This window comes from Micromonospora sp. CA-249363 (genome assembly GCF_050950185.1).
Lineage (GTDB): Bacteria > Actinomycetota > Actinomycetes > Mycobacteriales > Micromonosporaceae > Micromonospora.
The window spans coordinates 5613111-5638877 of sequence record NZ_CP192020.1; the positions used below are offsets into that span (position 1 = coordinate 5613111).

14 protein-coding genes and 3 rRNA genes are annotated in these 25767 nt (G+C 68.9%); 6 read left to right on the forward strand and 11 right to left on the reverse strand.

Annotation, left to right across the window (positions count from 1 at the left end):
* Positions 1-103: 103 nt before the first annotated feature.
* Positions 104-2134, reverse strand: a complete 2031-nt coding sequence (locus ACQPZK_RS24960) for a TIGR03960 family B12-binding radical SAM protein (protein WP_433535296.1) — start codon at positions 2132-2134, stop codon at positions 104-106.
* Positions 2135-2285: 151 nt separating this feature from the next.
* Between ACQPZK_RS24960 and ACQPZK_RS24965 the strand changes: the two genes are divergently transcribed.
* A complete protein-coding gene (locus ACQPZK_RS24965) occupies positions 2286-3767 on the forward strand; it encodes a hypothetical protein (RefSeq protein WP_433535297.1) in 1482 nt (493 codons plus the stop codon).
* 50 nt (positions 3768-3817) lie between these two features.
* Here ACQPZK_RS24965 and ACQPZK_RS24970 read toward each other — a convergent pair whose 3' ends face one another.
* The 3 genes from ACQPZK_RS24970 to ACQPZK_RS24980 form a co-directional block, all read right to left on the reverse strand.
* On the reverse strand, positions 3818-4507 hold the full coding sequence (locus ACQPZK_RS24970) for a lysophospholipid acyltransferase family protein (RefSeq protein WP_433535298.1): 690 nt from the start codon (positions 4505-4507) through the stop codon (positions 3818-3820).
* 97 nt (positions 4508-4604) lie between these two features.
* A complete protein-coding gene (ileS, locus tag ACQPZK_RS24975; protein WP_433535299.1) occupies positions 4605-7778 on the reverse strand; it encodes an isoleucine--tRNA ligase in 3174 nt (1057 codons plus the stop codon).
* Positions 7779-8169: 391 nt separating this feature from the next.
* Positions 8170-9720 (reverse strand): alkaline phosphatase D family protein, encoded by a 1551-nt coding sequence (locus ACQPZK_RS24980; RefSeq protein ID WP_433535300.1) that lies wholly within the window; start codon positions 9718-9720, stop codon positions 8170-8172.
* Between the two features lie 160 nt (positions 9721-9880).
* Here ACQPZK_RS24980 and ACQPZK_RS24985 point away from each other — a divergent pair, with 160 nt between their 5' ends.
* The 3 genes from ACQPZK_RS24985 to sigJ all read left to right on the forward strand — a co-directional run bounded on the left by ACQPZK_RS24985 (position 9881) and on the right by sigJ (position 12440).
* Positions 9881-11032 (forward strand): acyltransferase family protein, encoded by a 1152-nt coding sequence (locus tag ACQPZK_RS24985; protein ID WP_433535301.1) that lies wholly within the window; start codon positions 9881-9883, stop codon positions 11030-11032.
* 101 nt (positions 11033-11133) lie between these two features.
* A complete protein-coding gene (locus ACQPZK_RS24990; RefSeq protein ID WP_433535302.1) occupies positions 11134-11568 on the forward strand; it encodes a carboxymuconolactone decarboxylase family protein in 435 nt (144 codons plus the stop codon).
* Complete coding sequence (gene sigJ / locus ACQPZK_RS24995) at positions 11565-12440, forward strand: RNA polymerase sigma factor SigJ (protein WP_433535303.1); 876 nt, start codon at positions 11565-11567, stop codon at positions 12438-12440. The genes ACQPZK_RS24990 and sigJ overlap by 4 nt, the downstream gene beginning before the upstream one ends.
* 12 nt (positions 12441-12452) lie before the next feature.
* Here the strand turns inward: sigJ and ndk are convergent, their stop codons facing one another.
* Positions 12453-12878, reverse strand: coding sequence for a nucleoside-diphosphate kinase (ndk, locus tag ACQPZK_RS25000; protein ID WP_355248259.1), 426 nt, complete (start codon positions 12876-12878; stop codon positions 12453-12455).
* A gap of 142 nt (positions 12879-13020) precedes the next feature.
* On the opposite strand from ndk, the gene ACQPZK_RS25005 reads away from it, so the two are divergent.
* The gene (locus ACQPZK_RS25005; RefSeq protein ID WP_433535304.1) at positions 13021-14505 is read left to right on the forward strand and encodes a VOC family protein; all 1485 of its coding nucleotides are present in this window, start codon (positions 13021-13023) and stop codon (positions 14503-14505) included.
* 22 nt (positions 14506-14527) lie between these two features.
* On the opposite strand, the gene ACQPZK_RS25010 is transcribed toward ACQPZK_RS25005, so the two are convergent.
* From ACQPZK_RS25010 to ACQPZK_RS25020, 3 genes are read right to left on the reverse strand one after another with little or no spacing between them, the layout of a single operon-like run.
* Positions 14528-15004 carry a DUF4233 domain-containing protein gene (locus ACQPZK_RS25010; protein WP_433535305.1) on the reverse strand — a complete coding sequence of 159 codons (477 nt, stop codon included), beginning with the start codon at positions 15002-15004 and terminating at the stop codon, positions 14528-14530.
* The gene (locus ACQPZK_RS25015) at positions 15001-16335 is read right to left on the reverse strand and encodes a bifunctional folylpolyglutamate synthase/dihydrofolate synthase (RefSeq protein WP_433535306.1); all 1335 of its coding nucleotides are present in this window, start codon (positions 16333-16335) and stop codon (positions 15001-15003) included. The genes ACQPZK_RS25010 and ACQPZK_RS25015 overlap by 4 nt, the downstream gene beginning before the upstream one ends.
* Positions 16332-18950 (reverse strand): valine--tRNA ligase, encoded by a 2619-nt coding sequence (locus ACQPZK_RS25020; protein ID WP_433535307.1) that lies wholly within the window; start codon positions 18948-18950, stop codon positions 16332-16334. The genes ACQPZK_RS25015 and ACQPZK_RS25020 overlap by 4 nt, the downstream gene beginning before the upstream one ends.
* A 69-nt stretch (positions 18951-19019) precedes the next feature.
* On the opposite strand from ACQPZK_RS25020, the gene ACQPZK_RS25025 reads away from it, so the two are divergent.
* A complete protein-coding gene (locus ACQPZK_RS25025; protein ID WP_433535308.1) occupies positions 19020-19706 on the forward strand; it encodes a hypothetical protein in 687 nt (228 codons plus the stop codon).
* Between the two features lie 247 nt (positions 19707-19953).
* On the opposite strand, the gene rrf is transcribed toward ACQPZK_RS25025, so the two are convergent.
* From rrf to ACQPZK_RS25040, 3 genes are all read right to left on the reverse strand, one after another.
* Positions 19954-20070, reverse strand: a 5S ribosomal RNA gene (rrf, locus tag ACQPZK_RS25030).
* Between the two features lie 88 nt (positions 20071-20158).
* A 23S ribosomal RNA gene (locus tag ACQPZK_RS25035) occupies positions 20159-23269 on the reverse strand.
* A gap of 378 nt (positions 23270-23647) precedes the next feature.
* A 16S ribosomal RNA gene (locus ACQPZK_RS25040) occupies positions 23648-25162 on the reverse strand.
* Together the 16S, 23S and 5S rRNA genes form the textbook arrangement of a ribosomal RNA operon.
* Between the last annotated feature and the right edge of the window lie 605 nt (positions 25163-25767).

Genomic DNA, 25767 nt, shown 5'->3' on the forward strand with positions numbered 1-25767 from the left:
TGCGGGCGCGCTGGACGACCGGCGCCTGCCCACCCTCCGGCTGGTTTCTCTTACTGATCGTCTCGCTCCTCGAAACTCAGCACCGCAAACCCCCGGGGTCGGGTCAGGGGGCGGGGGTCTTCAGCGGGGTGATCGGCGTCAGGGGCAGCAGTTTCTTGCCGGTCGGGCCGATCTGGATCTCGGTGTCCATGGAGGGGCAGACGCCGCAGTCGAAGCACGGAGTCCACCGGCAGTCGTCCTGCTCGAACTCGCTCAGCGAATCCTGCCAGTCCTGCCACAGCCAGTCCTTGTCCAGGCCCGAGTCCAGGTGGTCCCAGGGCAGGACCTCCAGCTCGTCGCGCTGGCGGGTGGTGTACCAGTCGAGGTCCACCCCGAACGCGGGCAGCGTCTCGGCCGCCGCGTCGACCCAGCGCTGGTACGAGAAGTGCTCGCTCCACCCGTCGAACCGGCCGCCGTTCTCCCAGACCTTGCGGATCACCGAGCCGACCCGGCGGTCTCCGCGGGAGAGCAGGCCCTCGATCAGCGACGGCTCGCCGTCGTGGTAGCGGAAGCCGATCGCCCGACCCAGCGAACGGTCGGCGTTGATGGCCTGCTTGAGCATCTTGAGCCGGCCGTCGATCACCTCCGGGCGCTCCATGGAGGCCCACTGGAACGGGGTGTGCGGCTTCGGCACGAACCCGCCGATGGAGACCGTGCAGCGGATGTCCTTGGAGCCCGTCGCGGCGCGACCGGCCCGGATCACCTCGTGGGCCATCTCCGCGATCTCGAGGACGTCCTCGTCGGTCTCGGTGGGCAGGCCGCACATGAAGTAGAGCTTCACCTGCCGCCAGCCGTTGCTGTACGCGGTGACGACCGTACGGATCAGGTCTTCCTTCGACACCATCTTGTTGATGACCTTGCGGATCCGCTCCGACCCGCCCTCCGGGGCGAAGGTCAGACCGGTACGCCGCCCGTTGCGGGACAGCTCCTGTGCGAGGTCGATGTTGAAGGCGTCGACCCGGGTCGACGGCAGCGACAGCGAGACGTTCGTGCCCTCGTACTGCTGGGCGAGGCCCGAGCACATGTCGCCGATCTCGGAGTGGTCGGCCGAGGAGAGCGACAACAGGCCCACCTCGGAGAAACCGGAGAACTCCAGGCCCTCCCGCACCATCTGCCCCACGGTGGTGATCGACCGTTCCCGCACCGGACGGGTGATCATGCCCGCCTGGCAGAAGCGGCAGCCCCGGGTGCAGCCCCGGAAGATTTCCACGGCGTAGCGCTCGTGCACCGTCTCGGCGAGCGGCACGAGAGGCTTCTTCGGGTACGGCCACGCGTCCAGGTCCATCGTCGTGCGCTTGTGCACCCGGAACGGCACGTCCGCCCGGTTCGGCACGACCCGCTGGATCCGGCCGTCCGGGAGGTAGTCGACGTCGTAGAAACGCGGCACGTAGACGCTCTCGGTGCGCGCCAGCCGCAGCAGCAGCTCGTCGCGGCCACCCGGGGAGCCCTCGCCCTTCCACTCCCGGACGATCGCGGTGATCTCCAGGACGGCCTCCTCGCCGTCGCCGAGCACCGCGGCGTCGATGAAATCGGCGATCGGCTCCGGGTTGAACGCGGCGTGCCCGCCGGCCACGATCACCGGGTCGGCGTCGGTGCGGTCGGCGGCCAGCAGCGGAATGCCGGCCAGGTCGATCGCCGTGAGCATGTTGGTGTAGCCCAGCTCGGTGGAGAAGGAGATGCCGAACACGTCGAACTCGCGCACCGGCCGGTGCGCATCGACGGTGAACTGCGGCACGCCGTGCGTGCGCATCAGGCTCTCCAGGTCGGGCCAGACCGCGTACGTCCGCTCGGCGAGGGTGTCGGGCAGCTCGTTGAGCACCTCGTAGAGGATCTGCACGCCCTGGTTGGGCAGGCCCACCTCGTACGCGTCCGGGTACATCAGCGCCCAGCGCACCGTGGCCGCGTCCCACTCCTTGACCACCGCGCCCAGCTCACCGCCGACGTACTGGATCGGCTTGGAGATCTGCGGGAGCAACGGCTCGAGCCGGGGCCAGACCGACAGCTCCAGGTCGCGGCGCGGCGTCAGACTCTCCGAGCTGGAGTCGTCGCCCGAATTGGTCGCGGTCGCACTCGGCGTCGTGGACGGGGCACTCATGATGCCCAAGGGTACGCGCCCGCCCGCAGGTGGCCGCGCGCACGCCACGATGCCGCCGACGGGTCGCCTCGGGCCCCGCGCCCCGGTGCCCGGGCGGCGGTGGTGGCGGCACGGTACTAACCTCGGACCGGCGCGAGAGGAGATTGCCGCGATGCCGGAGCCCCAGCCGGGAGCTCGGCCGGCCGACGGGCGCACCCCTGGCCCGGAGCCGGACGACGCTCCGGCGGTCGCCGACGAGTCGACCTCCCCACCCGTACCCCCGGACCAGCCGGCCGCCCCCGACCAGCCGGAACCTGCGGCCGCACCGACCGCCGCGACCCCGGCGGAGGCCGCGACGGCCGAGCCTGCGGCGGCCACGCCGGACCCGACGCTGTCCGAGCCCGCGCCCGAGCCGGCCCCGACGGCTCAGGAGCCCGCGGCCGAGCCCGAGCCGGCCGGGAAGCCTGCGGCGACGTCGGCCGAGAAGCCCGCAGCCGAGACCGGGGCGGCCGCCGGGCCGGAGCCCACCGCTCGCGAGCGCGTGGGTGACAGCCCCGACTCCCCCGCCGCGCCACCCGAGCCTGCGCCGCCCGCGCCCCGCTGGAGCGGATCCGCGCCGGTTCCGCCTCCGCTGCCGCGTCGGCGCGCCTGGGGGGAGTCGGCCGAGCCGACCCCGCCGCCGCTGCCGGAGCAGCCGCCCGAGCACCGCACCCCGGTCGACCCGTGGGCCGGGGTGGACACCGGCGGCTGGGACCTGCCGTCTGCGGAACTGCCTTCGCTGCCGCCGACGCTGGACTACCCGGTCCCGCCGGCCACCCGGCAGTGGCCGCCGATGGGCGCGCACCCCGTCTCACCGCCGCCGGTCGGCACGCACCCGGTGTCGCCGCCGGCTTACCACCAACCCGCCGCCCACCAGCCGCCGCCGGCCCACCTGCCGCCGGTCGCCTATCCGCCACCGCACGCCCGGCCTGCCCCGCCGCCCCCACCGACCGCCGCGCCGGTCCGGCCGGCGCCGCCGGCTCCGGTGCCGAAACAGCGCCGGGGGCGGGGTCCGGCCACGCCACCGCCGGGCCGGGAGGCCCCGCCCCCTCGACCACGCCGCCGGCGGCGGCGCTGGCCGTGGCTGCTGCTGCTCTCCCTGGCCTGCTGCTGCGGCTGTCCCGCCTACTACGGCCTGCCGATCTCGTCCCAGTACCCGGCCAGCGCCGCGCTGCCCGAGCAGGTCGCCGACCTGAGCCTGCGGCAGGACGACAGCAGCTCCGAGACGGCCAAGCAGCTGGAGAAGGAGGTACGCCAGGAGCACCTGCTGGCCGAGGACACCTTCGCCGGCGTCTACCGGACGTCGGACGGCAAGCAGGTGACGGTCTTCGGCGGCACCGGCTTCCGGCTGACTCCCGAGGCGGACGCGGACGAGGAGATCACGCGGCTCGGTGAGCGCTACGCGTTGGAGGCGCCCGAGACGGTGCGGACGGGCGTACGGGGCCGGCACGAGCGCTGCGCGATCGGCCGACCCGCCGGGGGCGACGTGGTGGTGTGCACCTCGGTGGACCACGGCAGCATCGCCACCGGGGTGTTCACCCGGCTCTCCGTCTCCGACAGCGCCACGTTGCTGGACACCCTGCGCACGCAGATCGTCCAGCCCAAGCAGGGCTGAGCCGCTCCCGTGACGCTCCGTAAGGTCACGAGGGCGGCTCGCCACCTGGGTCAGGCGTCGGCGACCGGGTCGGTGTCGGCGCGCTTCGGGGCGTAGCGCGGGACGTACTCCTGGCCGGTGAGCTTCTGGATCTCGCTCATCACCTCGTCGGTCATCTGCCGGAGCGAGGCGCGGTCGTCCGGGCGGCCGGTGAAGTCCAGCGGCTTGCCGAACTTCACGGTGATCTTGGCGGTGCCGGGGCGCGGCACCCGCGCACCGATCGGCTGCGCCTTGTCCGTGCCGATCGTGCCCACCGGGATGATCGGCACACCGGCGGCGATCGCCAGCCGGGCCGCCCCGGTCCGACCCCGGTAGAGCTTGCCGTCCGGGGAGCGGGTGCCCTCCGGGTAGACCACCACCAGGTCACCGCCCCGCAACGCCGGGATGGCGGCGTCGAACGCGGACAGCGCGGCACGCCCGCCGGCCCGTTCGACCGGGATCGCACCCAGACCGGTGAGGACGAACTTCGAGAACGCGCCCTTCGCCCCGGTGCCGGTGAAGTACTCGGACTTGGCCCAGAACGCCAGGTGCCGGGGCACCACCGTGCCGAGGAACAGCTCGTCCGCCACCGAGAGATGGTTGCCGGCGAAGATCGCGCCGCCGGTCTCCGGCACGTGTTCCAGGCCCTCCACGGCCGGGCGGAACGCCAACCGCAGCGCGGGCGCCACGGTGAGCTTGCCGATGGTGTAGAGCAGGGGCACTGGTCCTCCGGCAGATGAGGTGCGAACAGGCGGTGTCACGGTAGCGGACGCCTCCACACCCCGCAGACGGAGGTGCGGAGGCGTCCGCGTGCGTGCGCTAGGACCGACGGACGGTGACCGTCACCCGCTCGCCCTCGCCGACCTCACCGGCGAAACCGTCGAGGCCCTCGGCGAAGTCGACCGAGTCGGCCAGCACCTCACCCGACACGAACTCCAGGTACGCCCCCACCGCGGCGCGCACCTCCTCGGACGCCGAGACCGACACCACGATCCGGTCCGAGACGTCCAGGTCGGCGTCGCGGCGGGCCTGCTGCACCACCCGCACCACGTCGCGGGCCAGGCCCTCGGCGGCCAGCTCCGGGGTGACCTCGGTGTCGAGGACGACCACGCCCTCGCCGCCGGGCAGCGGCGCGGAGTGCTCGGCGTCGGCGGCCACGAGACGAAGCTCGTATTCGCCCTCGGCCAGGGTGATGCCGGCCGCCACCGGCGCGCCGTCGACGAGCTCCCAGTCGCCCGCCTTGACCGCCTTGATCACCTGCTGGACCTGCTTGCCGACGCGCGGGCCGAGCGCCCGGGGCACCACGGTCAACACCTGCTCGCAGTACGCGGCCAGTTCGGCGCTGAACTCCACCGCCTTCACGTTGACCTCGTCGGCGATCAGGTCGGCGAACGGGCGCAGTTGCTCCGCCGCCGGGGACGCCACGGTCAACGTCGACAGGGGCAGCCGTACGCGCAGCCCCTTGGCCTTGCGCAGCGACAGTGCCGCCGAGGCGACCGCCCGTACGTTGTCCATGGCCGCCACCAGGTCGTGGTCGGCCGGGAACTCCTCGGCGGACGGCCAGTCGGTCAGGTGCACCGACCGCTCGCCCGTCAGGCCACGCCAGATCTCCTCCGCGGTCAGCGGCGCGAGCGGCGCCACCACCCGGCAGAGCGTCTCCAGCACCGTCGACAGCGTGTCGAAGGCGTTGGCGTCACCGGACCAGAACCGGTCCCGGGAACGGCGCACGTACCAGTTGGTCAGCGCGTCCAGGTAGGACCGGACGGTGGCGCACGCGCCGGAGATGTCGTACGCGTCCATCTGCGCGCCGACCGTCGACACCAGCTCGTTGGTCTTCGCCAGGATGTACCTGTCGAGCAGGGTGCCCGCGGCGTCTCCGCCGCCGGTCGGCTCAGCGTCGGTCCTCCGCTTGGCCCGGTAGCCGTCGGCGTTGGCGTAGAGCGAGAAGAAGTACCAGACGTTCCACAGCGGCAGCAGCACCTGCCGGACGGCGTCGCGGATCAGCGTCTCGGTGACCGCCATGTCTCCGCCGCGCAGCACCGGCGAGGACATCAGCATCCAGCGCATCGCGTCCGACCCGTACGAGTCGAAGACGTGGTAGACGTCCGGGTAGTTGCGCAGGCTCTTGGACATCTTGCGCCCGTCCGAGCCGAGCAGGATGCCGTGGCTCAGGCAGTTGCGGAACGCCGGCCGGTCGAACAGCGCGGTGGCCAGCACGTGCATCGTGTAGAACCAGCCGCGGGTCTGCCCGATGTACTCGACGATGAAGTCACCCGGGTAGTGGTGCTCGAACCAGTCCGCGTTCTCGAACGGGTAGTGCACCTGGGCGAACGGCATCGACCCGGACTCGAACCAGCAGTCCAGCACCTCCGGCACCCGGCGCATCATCGACTGACCGGTCGGGTCGTCCGGGTTGGGGCGGACCAGGTCGTCCACCGCCGGCCGGTGCAGGTCGGTCAGGCGTACGCCGAAGTCCCGCTCGATGTCGGCGAGCGAGCCGTAGACGTCCAGGCGTGGGTAGTTCGGGTCGTCCGACTTCCACACCGGGATCGGCGAGCCCCAGAACCGGTTCCGGCTGATCGACCAGTCCCGGGCATTGGCCAGCCACTTGCCGAACGAGCCGTCCTTGATGTGCCCGGGCGTCCAGTTGATCTCCTGGTTCAGCTCGACCATCCGGTCCCGGAACTGGGTGACCGCGACGAACCACGACGACACCGCCTTGTAGACCAGCGGGGTGTCGCAGCGCCAGCAGTGCGGGTACGAGTGGGTGTAGGTGTCCTGCCGCAGCACCACCCCCCGCTCCTTCAGCTCCCGGATCACCGGCTTGTTGACGTCGAAGACCTGCTCACCCTGGTACGGCGGGACCAGCGCGGTGAACCGCGTGTGGTCGTCCACGGTGACGATGGTGGGGATGCCGGCGGCGTTGCAGACGTTCTGGTCGTCCTCACCGAACGCCGGCGCGAGGTGCACGATCCCGGTGCCGTCCTCGGTGGTGACGAACTCGGCGCCGAGCACCTGGTACGCGTTCTCGCCGGCCTGCTCGACGAGGAAGTCGAACAGCGGCGTGTAGCGGCGTCCGACCAGGTCCCGGCCGTACACCGTGCCGACCTGCTCGTAGCCGTCCAGCTCCTTGGCGTACGCGGCCAGCCGCGCCGCGCCCACCACGAACCGCTCGCCGTCGCGGTCCAGCACCGCGTACTCGATGTCCGGGCCGACGGCGAGCGCCAGGTTCGACGGCAGGGTCCACGGCGTGGTGGTCCAGACGCCCAGCTTGACCGGCCCGCGCAGCAGCTCCGGGGCGGACTCGTCGGCGGTCAGCCCGAACCACACGGTCAGCGTGGGGTCGTGCCGGTCCCGGTAGACGTCGTCCATCCGGGTCTCGGTGTTCGACAGCGGCGTCTCACAGCGCCAGCAGTACGCCAGCACCCGGAAACCCTCGTAGATCAGACCCTTGTCGTGCAGGGTCCGGAAGGCCCACATGACGCTTTCCATGTAGTCCAGGTCGAGGGTCTTGTAGTCGTTGGTGAAGTCGACCCAGCGGGCCTGGCGGTTGATGTACCGCTCCCAGTCCTGGGTGAACTCGAGCACCGACGTGCGGCAGGCCTCGTTGAACCGGGCCACACCCAGGTCGATGATCTCCGCCTTGCTGGTGATGCCGAGCTGCTTCTCCGCCACCACCTCGGCGGGCAGGCCGTGGCAGTCCCAGCCGAAGCGCCGCTCCACGTGCCGCCCGCGCATGGTCTGGTAGCGCGGCACCACGTCCTTGACGTACCCAGTGAACAGGTGACCGTAGTGCGGCAGGCCGTTGGCGAACGGCGGGCCGTCGTAGAAGACGTACTCGTTCTTGCCGTCGGTCCCCGCGGGACGGGCCTCGACCGACGCCTCGAAGGTCTTGTCGGCCGTCCAGTGCTCCAGCACCCGGCGCTCGACCGCGGGCAGGTCCGGGCTAGCCGGGACACCGGCGGCGGTCGCGTCGTGCAACGGATAGGCCATCGCCTGTCGCTCTCCTCGCAGCTCACTCAACGTGGGTCTGCGAGGACGAACCCTCCGGGGTACGCCTCGAACGACGCTCCCCGGGTGGCCCGCGGTACCACCCCGCTTGGCGGTCAGGATCGACCGCCCGCTCATTGGCCGGCTGTGACGGGCCGGACCCGTCCGGTTCTACTGGGCCGGTCACCCGGCTGTTCTTCCGGAGGCTCGCCGGTGATGGCCGGGTCATCGCCTTACAACGACCAACGATACAAGACCCGCCCGCTCCCCCGCCCCCGAGTAAAGCCAGGCCCCGGCTGACCCGGCTCGGATGCTCCCGGTGATCAAGAGGTTCGCGTCAGATTCGGGCCGAATCCTGACGCGAACCTCTCGATCAACCGAGGCCGGGCGGGGGTCAGGGGGTGGGGAGGGTGGTGGTCCAGAGGGAGGCGCCGTCGCGGTCGCGCAGGTTCACCGTCAGGGCACCGGATTCGCCGTCGATCTGCACCTCGCCGAAGTGCTGGAAGCCCTCCGCCGGAGAGGTGTTCGCCCGCGGCGGGGCGTGCACGAAGACCGCCTGCGGTCCGAACGTGCCGTCGAGGGCGTTCGGGCCGAACGCGCCGGCGTGCGCCGGGCCGGAGACGAACTCCCAGAACGGCGTGAAGTCACCGACCGCCGCGCGCGCCGGGTCGTAGTGGTGCGCGGCGGAGTAGTGCACGTCGGCGGTCAGGAACACCATGCCGGTCACCCCGGCCCGGTGGGTCGCCCGCAGCACCTCGGCGAACTCCAGCTCACGCCCGGCCGGCGCGCCCGGGTCGCCCTGCGCCACACCCTCCTGCGCGCCCGGACCGTCCGGCACCACGACGCCGATCGGCAGGTCGTTGGCGATCACCTTCCAGGTCGCCGTGGACCGCTTCAGCTCCCGGATCAGCCACTCCCGCTGCTCGCGGCCGAGCAGACCGCGCTTCGGGTCGGCGTACGTGTTGCCGTCGTTGGGGTCCTTGTGCGTCCGCATGTCCAGCACGAAGACGTCCAGCAGCGGCCCGTACGAGATCCGCCGGTACAGCGGCCCGTCGTCCGGCACCGGCAGCCACTCGTGGAACGCCTGGCTGGCCCGTGCGGCGAGCACGTCGACCCGCCGCTCGGTGTAGCGCGGGTCGTCCAGGATCTCCCCCGGGTACCAGTTGTTGAGCACCTCGTGGTCGTCCCACTGGTTGATCTGCGGCACCGCCGCCGCGAACTCCCGCAGGTGCTCGTCGAGCAGGTTGTAGGCGAACTGTCCCCGGTACTCGGTCAGCGTCTCGGCGACCTTGCTCTTCTCCGGGGTGACCAGGTTGCGCCAGATCCGCCCGTCGGGCAGCGTGACCGACTCGACGAGCGGACCGTCCGCGTACACCGTGTCGCCGCTGCACAGGTAGAAGTCCGGGCGGACCGCGCGCATCGCCCGGAAGATCGACAGCCCGCCGAAGGTGGGATCGATCCCCCAGCCCTGCCCGACGATGTCCCCGGTCCAGACGAAGCGCACGTCCCGGCGGCGGTGCCGGCCCGGCGCGGTGGTGAACGACCCGGTCAACGGCTCGCTGACCACCCCGTGCCGGTCCAGGCTCTCCACCCGCACCCGGTAGTGCAGCCGCTCGGCGTCGGGCAGGCCCCGCAGCCGGACCTTGCCCGTGAAGTCCGCGTTGGCGCCCAGCACCGGGCCGCGCAGCTGCCGCGCGCCCCGGAAGTCGGGTCGCCGGCTCACCTCGACCAGCATCCGGCCCGGGCGGTCGGCCCGCGTCCAGACCAGCGCCGAGTCCGCGGTCACGTCGCCGCTCTGCACCCCGTGGGTGAGCACGGGGCGTCCCGCCGGACGCCAGGCCGGAGCGGCGTTCGCGCCGGCGCCGCCCAACAGAGCGCCGCCGGCGACTCCGGCCCCGGCCACCAGGCCGGCCCGCAGCAGGGTACGTCGATCAAGCTCGGTCATGCTTCCTCCCGGTCATGGGTTGACCCCGTGGGTCTACCGGGCGCAGATGACCGCGGCCGGCGATCCGGGTGACGGCCGCCGGAACGCCTGTTGTCCGTAGGGCACGAACGGGCGGCCGGCGCGGCTTGACCCCGGGAACGGCCTCGCGCAGACTTCGCCGGTGCGTCCGCTCAACCACGACGAGTTCCAGGCCATGCGTCGGTTCCCCGCATTGGACGGCCTGCGGGCCGTGGCGGCCGTGATGGTCTTCGCCTTCCACTTCGGCGGCCCGTCCTGGGCCTGGTTGACCGGTTGGATCGGCGTACACCTGTTCTTCGTGCTCTCCGGCTTTCTGATCACGACGCTGCTGCTGCGGGAGGAGCACCGCTACGGCCGGGTCTCGCTGCGCGCCTTCTACCTGCGGCGGTTCTTCCGGATCATGCCGGTGTACCTGCTCGTGCTGTTCCTGACCTGGGCCCTGGCCCGGCTCAACGGCACCGCCGACGCGGTCGAACGCTCGCTGGGCTACTACCTGCTGCTGCTCAACGACTTCCTGCCGGCGAACGCCCCCTACCTGCACTCCTGGACGATCGGGATCGAGCAGAAGTTCTACCTGCTCTGGCCGGCGATCGCCTTCGTGCTGGTGATCGGCGCCTTCCGTCGCCGGCTCGCCGTCACCCTCGGGCTCCTCGTGCTCCTCGTCGCGCTGATTCCCCCGCAGATCGCCTGGCTGAGCTGGCCCATCCACTACGTGGCGATCCTGCTCGGCTGCCTGACGGCCGTGCTGATGCACCACCCGCGCGGCTTCGCCCTGTTCCGGCCGCTCACCCATCCGGTCACCGCCAGCGTGGTGATCGTGGCCTTCGCCGCGGTGCAGGTGGCCGTGCGGTACTGGCCGGCCCGCTTCGGCCAGGAGGCGCTGATCGGGAGCTACGCGGCGGCGGCCGCGCTGCTGCTGCCGGCCCTGCTGTCGCGCAGCGTCCTGGCCCGCGTGCTGGGACTGCGGCCGCTGGTGTTCGTGGGCGAACGGTCGTACTCGATGTACCTGGTCCAGTCCATCGCCGCGCACGCGGCGGTCGGGTTGCTGCCCGCCCTGGGTCGTCACGGCACCGGCATCTTCGTGGCCGCCGTGGTGGTGGCGTTGGTCCTCGCGGACGTGCTCTACCGCTGGGTCGAGCTACCGATGATCAAGGTGGGTCGCGAGCTGGCCGCAGGGGTGTCGCGACCCGCACCCCGCGACCGGGACCGCCCGCCCGGCGACGTCGACGGCGTCGTCCGGATCCCCCGCCCCCGCGAGGTGCTCCCGGACGCCGTGCCCGCGACCCGCGGCTGACCCGCTCGACGTGACCGGGCTCATAGCCCCGGTTGTCACAGCGCGACCGGCCCGACCGTCGTAGCGGTGTCGAACCGATCAGGGAGGTTGCCGTGCAACGGATGGAGCTTTTCGAGGTCGCGCCGCAGGGATACCAGGCCGTGTCGGGTCTGGAGAAGTACGTCCAGGCGAACGTCGATCACACCGTGTTGGAGCTGGTCAAGCTGCGGGCGTCGATGCTGAACGGCTGCGCGTACTGCGTGGACATGCACAGCCGCGACGCCCTCGCCGCCGGCGAGTCGAGTCGACGGTTGTTCGCGGTGGCCGCCTGGCGGGAGGCGCTGTCGTTCTTCGACGAGCGGGAGCAGACCGCGCTGGCGCTCACCGACGCGGTGACCCGGCTCGGCGAGCACGGAGTTTCGGACGAGGTGTGGGACGCCGCCGCGAAGGTCTGGTCGGAGAAGGAGTTGGCCGACCTGGTCCTCGCGATCGCCACAATCAACGTGTGGAATCGCATCGCCGTGACGACGCACACGGAGCCCCCGGCGCAGGTGTGACGACCGAGGCGGCAGAGGCGGCCGGTGCGCTCCAGGCGCACCGGCCGATGCTGCTCGGGCTCGCCTACCGCCTGCTCGGCAGCCGGCACGACGCCGAGGACGTGCTCCAGGAGGCGTACCTGCGCTGGTTGGGCGTGGACCGCTCGACGGTGGCCGAGCCCCGCCGCTACCTGTCGCGGGTGGTGACCCGGCTCGCGCTGGACAAGCTGCGGACCCGGCAGGCGGCCCGCGAGACGTACGTCGGGCCGTGGCTTCCCGAGCCGGTGCCGACCGAGCCCTCGCCGTTCGGTCCGCTGGACCGCGTGGAGCTGCGTGACTCGCTGTCCACCGCGCTGCTGCACGTGCTGGAACGGCTCACGCCGCCGGAGCGTGCCGTGTACGTCCTGCGCACCGCGTTCGACCTGCCGTACGCCGAGATCGCGGAGATCCTGGACCGGACCCCGCAGGACTGTCGTCAGCTGTACCACCGGGCGATGACGCGCGTACGTCAGGAGGACAACCGTTTCACCGCCAGCCGGTCGGAACGTGAACGGTTGCTGGACGCGTTCCTCGCCGCCGCCCGCGACGGGGACCTGGCGACGCTCACCCGCCTGATGGCCGAGGACGTCACGGCGTGGAACGACGGCGGCGGTCGCGTCCGCTCCGCGCGCAACCCGGTCCGGGGCGCGGACCGGGTCGCCCGGTTCTACGCCGGGATCTACGGCCCGCACCGCGAGTGGACGGCGCGTCGGGTCGAGTTGAACGGCGAACCGGCCCTGCTGCTCACCCGCGGCGACGGCGGCCGCTACACGATGACCGTCACCGCCGCCGCCGGTCGGATCACCGGGATCTACGTGATGGGCAACCCGGAGAAGATTCCGCCGGTCGACTGAACCCGGAGGCCGTCAGCCCAGCTCGGGGAACCAGAGCGCGATCTCGCGCTTGGCGCTGTCCGGCGAGTCCGAGGCGTGCACCAGGTTCTCCCGGTTGGAGAGGGACAGGTCGCCCCGGATGGTGCCGGCGGCGGCCTTGCGGCCGTCGGTCGCGCCGACCAGCCCACGGACCACGTCGATCACCTGGTCGCCGGAGAGGACGAGGGCGACCAGCGGGCCGCCGGTCATGAAGTCCTTCAGCGGCGGGTAGAACGCCTTGTCGACGTGCTCGGCGTAGTGCGCGTCCGCGAGCGCGGCGTCCATCGTCCGGTGCACCATCGCGTCGATCCGCAGCCCCTTGCGCTCGAAGCGGGAGAGGACCTCGCCGACCAGACCGCGGCGAACCGCGTCGGGCTTGATCAGCACGAGGCTGCGCTCTTCCGGGCTGTTGCTGGACACGCTGGGTTCCTCCTGTACGCGCGGAACGCTTGGGATCGGTACGGTCAGCCTAGCGACCCGGTCCCGGCGCCGGCGCGGCGGCCGGTCTTTCCTCCGGTGGCCGATCCGGCCTAGCCTGGCCCTGACCCCCGGGAGGTCCACTGTGGCGAATGGCGGGAACCGGCCCATCGCGCCGGTACGCAAGCTGATCGGCACGGTGCTCGGCACCGTGGCCACCTTCGTCGTCCTCTTCGGGCTGGGCATGACCAGCTGGGCCATCGTCGCGCTCGGCGTCGCCCTGCTGGTGCTGGCGATCGCGCTGGCCACCGTCAAGGGCGGCGGACGCACCTGGGTGGTCGGCGTGGCGCACGTGCACAGCGCCTCCGAACCGCCCACCCAGTACGCGTTCGGCCGATGCGAGCTGCAACTCGTCATCGACGCGCCCGGCCTGCCGCCCCGATCCAAGAAGATCATCGAGCCACGGGTGCCGGTCTCCAAGTGGCCGTCGTTGGGCCAGACCCTGCCCATCCGGGTCGCGCTCGACGACCAGCGGCACGTCAAGGTCCTCTGGGACGAGGTGCCCACCCACGCCGAGACCGCCGCGGCCGTCGCGGATCTTCCGCCCGAGTTCGGCGACATCGACCCCGTGGACGAGGTGCTCATCCAGCAGGACGCCCCGCCGTGGGCGGACCGCGCGCCCGACGACGACTTCCGGGACGCACGCGGCGGCGACCCGTTCGGCGACCCACGCGGCCCCGATCCGTTCCGCGACCCGCGCGGCGGCGACCCGTTCCGCGACCCGCGCGGCCCGGATCCACTGCGCGACGACCGGACCGTCGGCCCGGACGAGCGCGAGCCGGTGGTGGTGAGCCAGACCCCGGGCGGCCCGGTGGTCCTCGAAGGCGTCGTCGTCGAGCAACAGCCCGGTGCGGGACTGCCCCGGCGGGCCACCCCCGCACCCCGTTCTCCGGCCGAGGAGCGCTTCGACCAGCCCGGCGTCGACCCTGCCGACCCGGACGACCGCGTCGCCGGGTCCGACGACGACCACGTCGACGCGGCGGCGCAGGCCCGGTCCGCGCCCAGCGCGGACCGGGCGACCGACGCCCCGCCGGCGCAGCGGACCGGCCCGGTCGTCGCGGACCCGCTGGACCCGCTGGACCTGCCGCTCGACGATCCGACCCCGGCGGGAGCGGCCCGCGAGACCGTCACCGCCGAGGCCCTGGACGAGGCGATCTTCGGGTACGACGGAGCGTCGGCGGCGGACCCGGCCGGCCCGATCAGTGGCGTCGGCCTGACCCTGCTCGTCACCGACCTGGCCCGGTCGCTCGGCTTCTACCGCGACATGCTCGGCTTCACCGAGGTCGACCAGGGCACCGGCAACGCGGTGCTCGCCTTCGGCGCGACCCGACTGGTGCTGCGCGAGGTGACCGGGGCGGCGCCCATCAGCCGCCGGCTCGTGCACGTCAACCTCGAGGTCGACGACATCGAGGCGGCGTACGGGCGACTGCGCGACTCCGGTGTCCGCTTCACGTACGCCCCACGCGTGGTGAACCGCGGCAGCAGGCTGGAGGTGTGGGCGGCCGCCTTCCGGGACCCGGACGGCCACGGCATCGCCCTGACCCAGTGGCGCGAACGCGCCGACGCCTGACCCGATCGGGCCGCGTCGGGCGTCAGCCGAGGATGACCCGGCGGACGTGCAGCGCGTACGCCCACACCAGCGCGAAGATGACGCCCAGCGCGAGCAGCGACCAGTGCAGCAGCCCGGCCAGCATCAACAACCCCTGCAACACGGTGCCGGCGTGCCAGGCCCAGGGACGGCGCATCATGCCGGCCAGCAGAATGGCCGCCACCGCCAGAGCCACCACCACGCCGATCGCGGCGCCGCCGAGGTCACCGCCGACCACCCGGATCGGCTGGATGGCCAGCAACAGCACCAGCGCCTCCAGGCCGAGCGTTCCCGCGCCGAGACCCCGTACGGCCGCCTGCGGGTTCCGCAGGCCGGAGCGCCGTACCTGACCGGCCTCCGGTGCCCCCGCGTCCGACCCGAGGCCGCCCTGGTCGGGCTCGCCCGCCGGGGCGCCCCTGTCGGCGGGCGACGGGTCGGTCGCATCGTCGGTGGCGCGGGGGTCGCGCTGCGGGCCGGTCATCGCTTCAGCAGCCGGCGGGCGTCGGCGACGGTGACCACCGAACCCGTCACCAGGACACCGACGCCGCTGAGCTCACCCGGTACGTCCTCCTCGGCCAGCGCGACCGCCAGCTCGATGGCGTCCGGCATCTCCTCGGCCACCTCGACGCGTTCCTCGCCGAAGATCTCGCTGGCCAGGGCGGCGAGTTCCTTCGTCGGCATCGCCCGGGGCGAGCTGTTGCGGGTGACCACCACCACGTCGGCCACCGGCTCCAGCAGCTCCAGCAGGCTGCTCGCGTCCTTGTCGGCGAGGACACCCACCAGCGCCACCAGCTTGCTGAACGCGAACTCCTCCTGCAGGGCGGTCACCGTCGCGGCCATGCCGTGCGGGTTGTGCGCGCCGTCCAGCAGGACGGTCGGGGCGCTGCGGACCCGCTCCAACCGGCCCGGGGAGCTGGCCGTGGCGAACCCCTCCCGGACGGCCTCGACGTCCAACTGGCGGCGGGTGCCGGCCCCGAGGAACGCCTCCACGGCGGCGAGCGCCACCGCAGCGTTCTGCGCCTGGTGTGCGCCGTGCAGCGGAATGAACACGTCGTCGTAGACGCCGCCGAGCCCCTGCAGCTTGAGCACCTGCCCACCGACGGCGACCGCCCGGCTCAGCACCCCGAACTCGGCGCCTTCGCGGGCGATGGTGGCCCCCACCTCGGCGCAGCGTTCGAGCAGGGGACGAGCGGCCTCCTCCTCCTGCGCGGCGGAGATCACGGTGGCGCCCGGGTGGATGATGCCCGCCTTGGCCAGCGCGATGTCCTGGAGCGTGTCGCCGAGCCACTCGGTGTGGTCCAGACCGATCGGCGTGATCACGCAGACTCCGGCCTGGATGACGTTCGTGGCGTCCTCGGCGCCACCGAGCCCCACCTCGACCACGGCGATGTCGACGGGCGCGTCGGCGAACGTGGCGAACGCCAACGCGGTCGTCATGTCGAAGTACGTCAGCGGCTCGGCCGCGCGCGCGTCGACCAGCTCCGCCAGGGGCTTGATCTCGCCGTACACCGCGGCGAAGCGCTCCTCGCTCACCGGCTCGCCGTCCAGGCTGATCCGCTCCCGGACGGTCTCCAGGTGCGGGCTCGTGTACCTGCCGGTGTGCAGCCCGAACGCCCGCAGCAGCGAGTCGATCATCCGCGCGGTGGATGTCTTGCCGTTGGTGCCGGTGAGGTGGATCGACGGGTACGCCCGCTGCGGACTGCCGAGCAGGTCGAGCAGCGACTCGATGCGGTCCAGCTCGAACACCATGCGGGTGAACCCGCGGGCGTTCAGCTCGGCTTCGGCGGCGGCGAAATCGGTACGGTCGGTCACGAGGTAAGCGTCTCCAGAGCGGCGTCGATCCGGACCAGGTCGGCCTCGGCGGTGGCGAGCCGGTCGCGGATCTTCGCGACGACCGGCTCGGGGGCCTTACCGACGAAGGCCGGGTTGTCGAGCTTCCCCCGGGCCTGCGCGACCTCCTTCTCGGCGGCCGCGCGGTCCTTGGTCAGCCGGGCCCGCTCGGCGGCCACGTCGATCGACCCCCGGGTGTCCAACGCGACACCGACCGCGCCGGGCATGGCCAACGTCGCGCTGGCCTGGAAGTCGTCACCGGCGGGGTCGAGGCGCACCAGCGACCGGATCAGCGGCTCGTGGGCCGCGATGCCGGCCCCCGTCAGCCCGTCCAGGCGGGCCGCGACCCGCTGCGTCGGACGCAGCCCCTGGTCCGAGCGGAACCGGCGGATCTCGGTGACGACCCGCTGCACGGCGGCCAGCTCGACCTCGGCGGCGTCGTCGATCAGCGACCGGTCGGCGACCGGCCAGGCGGCGGCCTGCACCGTCTCACCGCCGGTCAGCGCGAGCCACAGCTCCTCGGTGACGAACGGGATGACCGGGTGCAGCAACCGCAGCAACTGGTCGAGGATGTGGCCGAGCACCCGGCGGGTCACCTCGGCCCGCTCACCGCCCTCGGTGAGCACCGGCTTGCTCAGCTCGACGTACCAGTCGCAGACGTCGTCCCAGGCGAAGTGGTACAGCAGGTCGCACACCTTGGCGAACTCGTACGCCTCGAACTGCTCGTCGACCTCGGCGGTGACGTGCGCCAGCCGGGACAGGACCCACCGGTCGACGGTGGAGAGCTGCTCGACGGGCGGCAGGTCGCCGGTCGTGTGCGCGCCGTTCATCAGGGCGAACCGGGTCGCGTTCCAGAGCTTGTTGCAGAAGTTGCGCGAGCCCTGGCACCACTCCTCGCTGACCGGCACGTCCTGGCCGGGGTTCGCGCCCCGGGCCAGGGTGAACCGGGTGGCGTCGGCGCCGTACCTGTCGATCCAGTCCAGCGGGTCGACCACGTTGCCGAACGACTTCGACATCTTCTTGCCGAACTGGTCGCGCACCATGCCGTGCAACGCGACCACGTCGAAGGGCGGCCGGCCATCCATCGCGTAGAGGCCGAACATCATCATCCGGGCGACCCAGAAGAACAGAATGTCGTACCCGGTGACCAGCACGCTCGTCGGATAGAACTTCGCCAGGTCCGGGGTCTCCTCCGGCCAGCCCAGCGTGGAGAACGGCCACAGGCCGCTGGAGAACCAGGTGTCGAGGACGTCCTCGTCCTGGTGCCAACCCTCGCCGGTCGGCGGCGTCTCGTCCGGGCCGACGCACACGATCTCGCCGGCCGGGCCGTACCAGACCGGGATGCGGTGCCCCCACCAGAGCTGGCGGGAGATGCACCAGTCGTGCATGTTGTCGACCCAGGCGAAGTAACGCTTCGCCAGCTCGGCCGGCTCGATCCGGACCCGACCGTCGCGCACCGCGTCACCGGCCGCCTGCGCGAGCGGAGCGGTGTTGACGAACCACTGCAGCGACAGCCGCGGCTCGACGGTCGTCTTGCAGCGCGAACAGTGGCCGACGGCGTGCACGTACGGGCGCTTCTCGGCGACGATCCGGCCCTGCTCGCGCAGCGCGGCCACGATCGCCGGCCGCGCCTCGAACCGGTCCAGCCCCTCGAACGGGCCGGGCACGGTGATGACGCCACGCTCGTCCATCACGGTCAGCGCCGGCAGGTCGTGCCGCTGGCCGATCTCGAAGTCGTTCGGGTCGTGGGCGGGGGTCACCTTGACCATGCCGGTGCCGAAGGACGGGTCGACGTGCGCGTCGGCGACGATCGGGATTCGTCGGCCGGTGAGCGGCAGCTCGACCTCGGTGCCGATCAGGTGCTGGTAGCGCTCGTCGTCGGGGTGCACTGCCACGGCGGTGTCGCCGAGCATCGTCTCGGCCCGGGTGGTGGCCACCACGACCTCGTCGCTGTAGCGGATGGAGATCAGCTCACCGTCGTCGTCGGTGTGCTCGACCTCGATGTCCGACAGAGCGGTCAGGCAGCGCGGACACCAGTTGATGATCCGGTTGGCGCGGTAGATGAGGCCGTCGTCGAAGAGCTTCTTGAAGATCGTCTGGACCGTTCGGCTCAGGCCGGCGTCCATGGTGAAGCGCTCCCGGTCCCAGTCCACGGAGTCGCCGAGGCGGCGCATCTGGCCGAGGATCTTGCCACCGGACTCGGCCTTCCACTGCCAGACCCGCTCGACGAACTTCTCCCGGCCGAGGTCGTGCCGGGACAGCCCCTCGGCGGCGAGCTGACGCTCGACCAGGTTCTGGGTGGCGATGCCGGCGTGGTCCATGCCGGGCAGCCACAGCGCCTCGAAGCCCTGCATCCGCTTGCGCCGCGTCAGGGCGTCCATGAGCGTGTGCTCGAACGCGTGGCCCATGTGCAGCGAGCCGGTGACGTTCGGCGGCGGGATGACGATGGTGAAGGGGGGCTTGTCGCTGTCGGCGGAGGCCCGGAAGTGCCCGGCGGCTACCCACTGCTCGTACCGTCGCTGCTCTACCTCGCCGGGCTGGTACTGGCCGGCAAGCGTCGGGGCGTCGGGGCGTCGGGCATCCAGTCTCTCGGTCACCCGACAAGTCTACGAAGGGCTTCCGCGGACCTGACGTGCGCCACCTCTCGTTCGCGTACGGTGTCGGCTATGTCCGACGCACATCTCACCGACCGGTCGCTCGACCACGGCCGCGAGCCGGTCGAACTGACCGAGGAGCCGATCCAGCTGAGCACTCGGGACACCGGCGGCGACCCCGACGAGCGGTCTGCGGGCTGGTCCCGCCGCCGCAAGATCGGCTGGACGGTCGCCCTGGTCGTCGGTCTTGCGGGCGCGGGCGTGCTGGGGGTCGGTGGGTGGCGTGTGGCGCAGCAGAAGGACACCCGGCTGACCTCGCCCGACCAGGCGGCGGGGTTGACGCGGGACGACAGCGAGCGGGCCAAGAGCACGGCGGACTACCTGCGCAGCGGCCTGGCCGCCGACATCGACCTGGACCGGAGCTTCGGCACCGTCTACCGCGACCCCGCCGACGACAAGCGCTCGGTGCTGGTCTTCGGCGGCACGACCCTGCTCTGGCAACCCGAGCGCGACCTGGACAGTCTCTTCGGCCTGATGTCCGACGAGACCGGCGCGGTGACCGGGCTGCGTGAGGTACCCGCCGGCAAGCTGGGTGGTGTCATGAAGTGCGGCAGTACCAGTGGTGAGGGCGGCGACTTCGCGGTGTGCGGTTGGGCCGATCACGGCAGCGTCGTGATGGCGATGTTCCCCGGCAGGTCGGTAACCGACGCCGGCGCCCTCCTGGCCGACCTCCGCACCGAAATGCAAACCCGAATCTGACCCGCCTGCCCCCGCCCTGCCCCGCCCCGCCCCGCCCCGCCCCGCCCCGCCCCGCCCCGCCCCGCCCCGGTGATCATGAAGTTATTGCCACTGACCTCGGCGTGTCACAGCAATAACTCCATGATCACCCCGCCGATCGCGGGGCAGGCGCGGATAAGGCAGGCACGGGCAGAGGGTGGGGCGGGGTGGATAGGGGGATATGCAGTTAGGGCCACCCCCGATCGGGGGTGGCCCTAACTGAAAGATTGTCCGGCGGTGTCCTACTCTCCCACACCCTCACGAGTGCAGTACCATCGGCGCTGGAGGGCTTAGCTTCCGGGTTCGGAATGTGACCGGGCGTTTCCCCTCCGCCATGACCGCCGTAACTCTATGAACATATCAACCACAACCCCGGGCACACACACGCGGGTGGGTGTTTGTTCAGAGTTGCACAGTGGACGCGTAGCAGCTTAGTAGTCAAGTCCTCGGCCTATTAGTACCGGTCAACTGAACCCGTTACCGGGCTTACATTTCCGGCCTATCAACCCAGTCGTCTAGCTGGGGGCCTTACCCCCACAAAGTGGGGTGGGATACCTCATCTTGAAGCAGGCTTCCCGCTTAGATGCTTTCAGCGGTTATCCCTTCCGAACGTAGCTAACCAGCCGTGCCCCTGGCGGGACAACTGGCACACCAGAGGTTCGTCCGTCCCGGTCCTCTCGTACTAGGGACAGCCCTTCTCAAGTATCCTACGCGCACGGCGGATAGGGACCGAACTGTCTCACGACGTTCTAAACCCAGCTCGCGTACCGCTTTAATGGGCGAACAGCCCAACCCTTGGGACCTGCTACAGCCCCAGGATGCGACGAGCCGACATCGAGGTGCCAAACCATCCCGTCGATATGGACTCTTGGGGAAGATCAGCCTGTTATCCCCGGGGTACCTTTTATCCGTTGAGCGACACCGCTTCCACTCGCAAGTGCCGGATCACTAGTCCCGACTTTCGTCCCTGCTCGACCTGTCAGTCTCACAGTCAAGCTCCCTTGTGTACTTGCACTCAACACCTGATTGCCAACCAGGCTGAGGGAACCTTTGGGCGCCTCCGTTACCCTTTAGGAGGCAACCGCCCCAGTTAAACTACCCACCAGACACTGTCCCTGAACCGGATAACGGTCCGAAGTTAGATACCCAAATCAACCAGAGTGGTATTTCAAGATTGCCTCCACCCATACTGGCGTATGAGCTTCACCGGCTCCCACCTATCCTACACAAGCTAACTCAAGTACCAATGTCAAGCTATAGTAAAGGTCCCGGGGTCTTTCCGTCCTGCCGCGCGTAACGAGCATCTTTACTCGTACTGCAATTTCGCCGGGCCTGTGGTTGAGACAGTGGGGAAGTCGTTACGCCATTCGTGCAGGTCGGAACTTACCCGACAAGGAATTTCGCTACCTTAGGATGGTTATAGTTACCACCGCCGTTTACTGGCGCTTAAGTTCTCCGCTTCGCCCCGAAGAGCTAACAGGTCCCCTTAACGTTCCAGCACCGGGCAGGCGTCAGTCCATATACATCGAATTACTTCTTCGCATGGACCTGTGTTTTTAGTAAACAGTCGCTTCCCCCTGCTCTCTGCGGCCATACAACGCTCCACCCGCGCGGGGCTTCACGTCTCCGGCCCCCCTTCTCCCTAAGTTACGGGGGCAATTTGCCGAGTTCCTTAACCACAGTTCGCCCGATCGCCTCGGTATTCTCTACCTGACCACCTGTGTCGGTTTGGGGTACGGGCCGCTAAGAACTCGCTAGAGGCTTTTCTCGGCAGCATAGGATCACTGACTTCACCTGAATCGGCTCGGCATCACGTCTCAGCCTACATGCGCCACGGATTTGCCTATGGCACGGCCTACACGCTTACCCCGGCACAACCACCGGCCGGGCTCAGCTACCTTCCTGCGTCACCCCATCGCTTGACTACTACCCGCCAGGTTCCCACGCTCCCTCAGATCAGTCCGAAGACCTCACCAAGCTCGGGTGGTTAGCACAACGAGGTTCATCAGGGACGCTCTTTCGCGGGTACGGGAATATCAACCCGTTGTCCATCGACTACGCCTCTCGGCCTCGCCTTAGGTCCCGACTCACCCAGGGCGGATTAGCCTGGCCCTGGAACCCTTGGTCATCCGGCGGAAGGGTTTCTCACCCTTCTTTCGCTACTCATGCCTGCATTCTCACTCGTGCCGCGTCCACAACTGGGTCACCCCGCTGCTTCACCCCCGGCACGACGCTCCCCTACCCATCCACACACCTGCACGGAGAATCAAGTCTCCGCGGGGTTAAAATGTGAATGCCACAGCTTCGGCGGTGTGCTTGAGCCCCGCTACATTGTCGGCGCGGAACCACTTGACCAGTGAGCTATTACGCACTCTTTAAAGGGTGGCTGCTTCTAAGCCAACCTCCTGGTTGTCTATGCGACCCCACATCCTTTTCCACTTAGCACACGCTTAGGGGCCTTAGCTGGTGATCTGGGCTGTTTCCCTCTCGACTACGAAGCTTATCCCCCGCAGTCTCACTGCCGCGCTCTCACTTACCGGCATTCGGAGTTTGGCTGATTTCGGTAAGCTTGTGGGCCCCCTAGACCATCCAGTGCTCTACCTCCGGCAAGAAACACGCGACGCTGCACCTAAATGCATTTCGGGGAGAACCAGCTATCACGGAGTTTGATTGGCCTTTCACCCCTAACCACAGGTCATCCCCCAACTTTTCAACGTTGGTGGGTTCGGCCCTCCACGCGGTCTTACCCGCGCTTCAGCCTGCCCATGGCTAGATCACTCCGCTTCGGGTCTAGAGCATGCGACTAAAAACGCCCTATTCAGACTCGCTTTCGCTACGGCTCCCCCACACGGGTTAACCTCGCCACATGCCACTAACTCGCAGGCTCATTCTTCAAAAGGCACGCCGTCACCCCGCAAGGCTCCGACGGATTGTAGGCGAACGGTTTCAGGTACTATTTCACTCCCCTCCCGGGGTACTTTTCACCATTCCCTCACGGTACTCGTCCGCTATCGGTCACCAGGAAGTATTTAGGCTTACCAGGTGGTCCTGGCAGATTCACGGCAGATTTCAGGGGTCCGCCGCTACTCGGGAACACCCACAGAAGACCAGCAGCTTTCACCTACCGGACTATCACCGCCTACGGTTGGCTTTTCCACACCATTCGGCTAGCAACTGGCTTTGTAACTTCTCGAGCGCGTGTCAGCACACTCAGCAGGGTCCCACAACCCCGACCACGCAACCCCTGACAGGTATCACACGCAGCCGGTTTAGCCTCAATCCGCTTTCGCTCGCCACTACTCACGGAATCACTATTTGTTTTCTCTTCCTACGGGTACTGAGATGTTTCACTTCCCCGCGTTCCCTCCACACACCCTATGTGTTCAGGTGTAGGTGACACCACATGACTGGTGCCAGGTTTCCCCATTCGGACACCCTGGGATCACAGCTCGGTTGACAGCTCCCCCAGGCCTATCGCGGCCTCCCACGTCCTTCATCGGCTCCTGGTGCCAAGGCATCCACCGTTCGCCCTTGACAACTTGACCACAAAGATGCTCGCGTCCACTGTGCAATTCTCAACAAACAACCAACCCACAACCCCACAGCCCCACACCAAACCCGATCCTCAGACCGCCGGTATGTGGGGCCAGGCCATGCCTGGCAACCTCGTGCAGCGCTCACGCCACACACAAGGCTCTGAAAGACAACCACCATGGGTTGTTCTTTCAGGACCCAACAGGGTGCTCACATTCTTCCTCAGCCGCACCAGAAGCATCCGTTCCCACCACCCGAAGGTGGCTGTACTAGGTGATCCCGGCCGTTGCCGAGGGAAAACTTGCCAGTGTCTCCGCCATTGAGCACCCCGACCCGACATTCGCAGGTCGCGGGCTCCATACCGGCTTTCGCCGGATGGTGCTCCTTAGAAAGGAGGTGATCCAGCCGCACCTTCCGGTACGGCTACCTTGTTACGACTTCGTCCCAATCGCCAGCCCCACCTTCGACGGCTCCCTCCACAAGGGTTGGGCCACCGGCTTCGGGTGTTGCCGACTTTCGTGACGTGACGGGCGGTGTGTACAAGGCCCGGGAACGTATTCACCGCAGCGTTGCTGATCTGCGATTACTAGCGACTCCGACTTCACGGGGTCGAGTTGCAGACCCCGATCCGAACTGAGACCGGCTTTTTGGGATTCGCTCCACCTCACGGTATCGCAGCCCATTGTACCGGCCATTGTAGCATGCGTGAAGCCCTGGACATAAGGGGCATGATGACTTGACGTCATCCCCACCTTCCTCCGAGTTGACCCCGGCAGTCTTCGATGAGTCCCCGCCATAACGCGCTGGCAACATCGAACGAGGGTTGCGCTCGTTGCGGGACTTAACCCAACATCTCACGACACGAGCTGACGACAGCCATGCACCACCTGTGACCGCCCCCGAAGGACCCCCCATCTCTGGAGGTTTTGCGGCCATGTCAAACCCAGGTAAGGTTCTTCGCGTTGCATCGAATTAATCCGCATGCTCCGCCGCTTGTGCGGGCCCCCGTCAATTCCTTTGAGTTTTAGCCTTGCGGCCGTACTCCCCAGGCGGGGCGCTTAATGCGTTAGCTGCGGCACAGGGAACCGGAGAGGCCCCCCACACCTAGCGCCCAACGTTTACAGCGTGGACTACCAGGGTATCTAATCCTGTTCGCTCCCCACGCTTTCGCTCCTCAGCGTCAGTATCGGCCCAGAGACCCGCCTTCGCCACCGGTGTTCCTCCTGATATCTGCGCATTTCACCGCTACACCAGGAATTCCAGTCTCCCCTACCGAACTCTAGCCTGCCCGTATCGACCGCAGGCTTGGGGTTGAGCCCCAAGTTTTCACGGTCGACGCGACAAGCCGCCTACGAGCTCTTTACGCCCAATAAATCCGGACAACGCTCGCGCCCTACGTCTTACCGCGGCTGCTGGCACGTAGTTGGCCGGCGCTTCTTCTGCAGGTACCGTCACTTACGCTTCGTCCCTGCTGAAAGAGGTTTACAACCCGAAGGCCGTCATCCCTCACGCGGCGTCGCTGCATCAGGCTTCCGCCCATTGTGCAATATTCCCCACTGCTGCCTCCCGTAGGAGTCTGGGCCGTGTCTCAGTCCCAGTGTGGCCGGTCGCCCTCTCAGGCCGGCTACCCGTCGTCGCCTTGGTAGGCCATCACCCCACCAACAAGCTGATAGGCCGCGAGCCCATCCCAAGCCGAAAAACTTTCCACCCCCAGCCATGCGGCCAGAAGTAATATTCGGTATTAGCCCCCGTTTCCGAGGGTTATCCCAAAGCTTGGGGCAGGTTGCTCACGTGTTACTCACCCGTTCGCCGCTCGAGTACCCCGAAGGGCCTTTCCGCTCGACTTGCATGTGTTAAGCACGCCGCCAGCGTTCGTCCTGAGCCAGGATCAAACTCTCCAACAAAAACTTTGTCGAACAGCTATCCCGGCAACAAAATGTTGCCAAAGGAATCCCAACCAACAACCCACCCAAAAGCAGGCTGCCAGTCCGGGGTATAAATCATAATTGGCACTGGCTTTACAAGCACCCTGTTGAGTTCTCAAAGAACAACCACACACCGATCAGAAGCTCCACATCTGTGGAACCCCGTTTCGGGGCAACCGCTCAAACCTACTTGGTCGAACTTTCATTGTCAACCTCGTATTCGAGGTGATAAATCTGGTTCGTCCGGACCCACGATGACGCACGCCATATCCGGCGGTCGTAACTCTCGTGGGAAGCCGCAGACCGGCCGATCGCCGCTGCGCGGCTCTCCGCCCGGCTCCTGCCGGCTTCAGAACTCTACCCGGTCGGCTTCGCGTCCGCAACCCCGTCTCCGAGGTGTTTCGCACCGCCCGATCTCAGTCTCGCTCGGCGTCTCCGCCACGAGCCTGGCGCCCGTTCTCGGCCAGTTTGTCCGGCCTCCCTCGTGCAGAGAGAAAGTTACGCGGACGACCGGGAGAAGGCAAATCAGGGTTCATCACTGGTTCGGGTCGCGTCGACCGACGTGGTCGGCGACGCGGCACCCA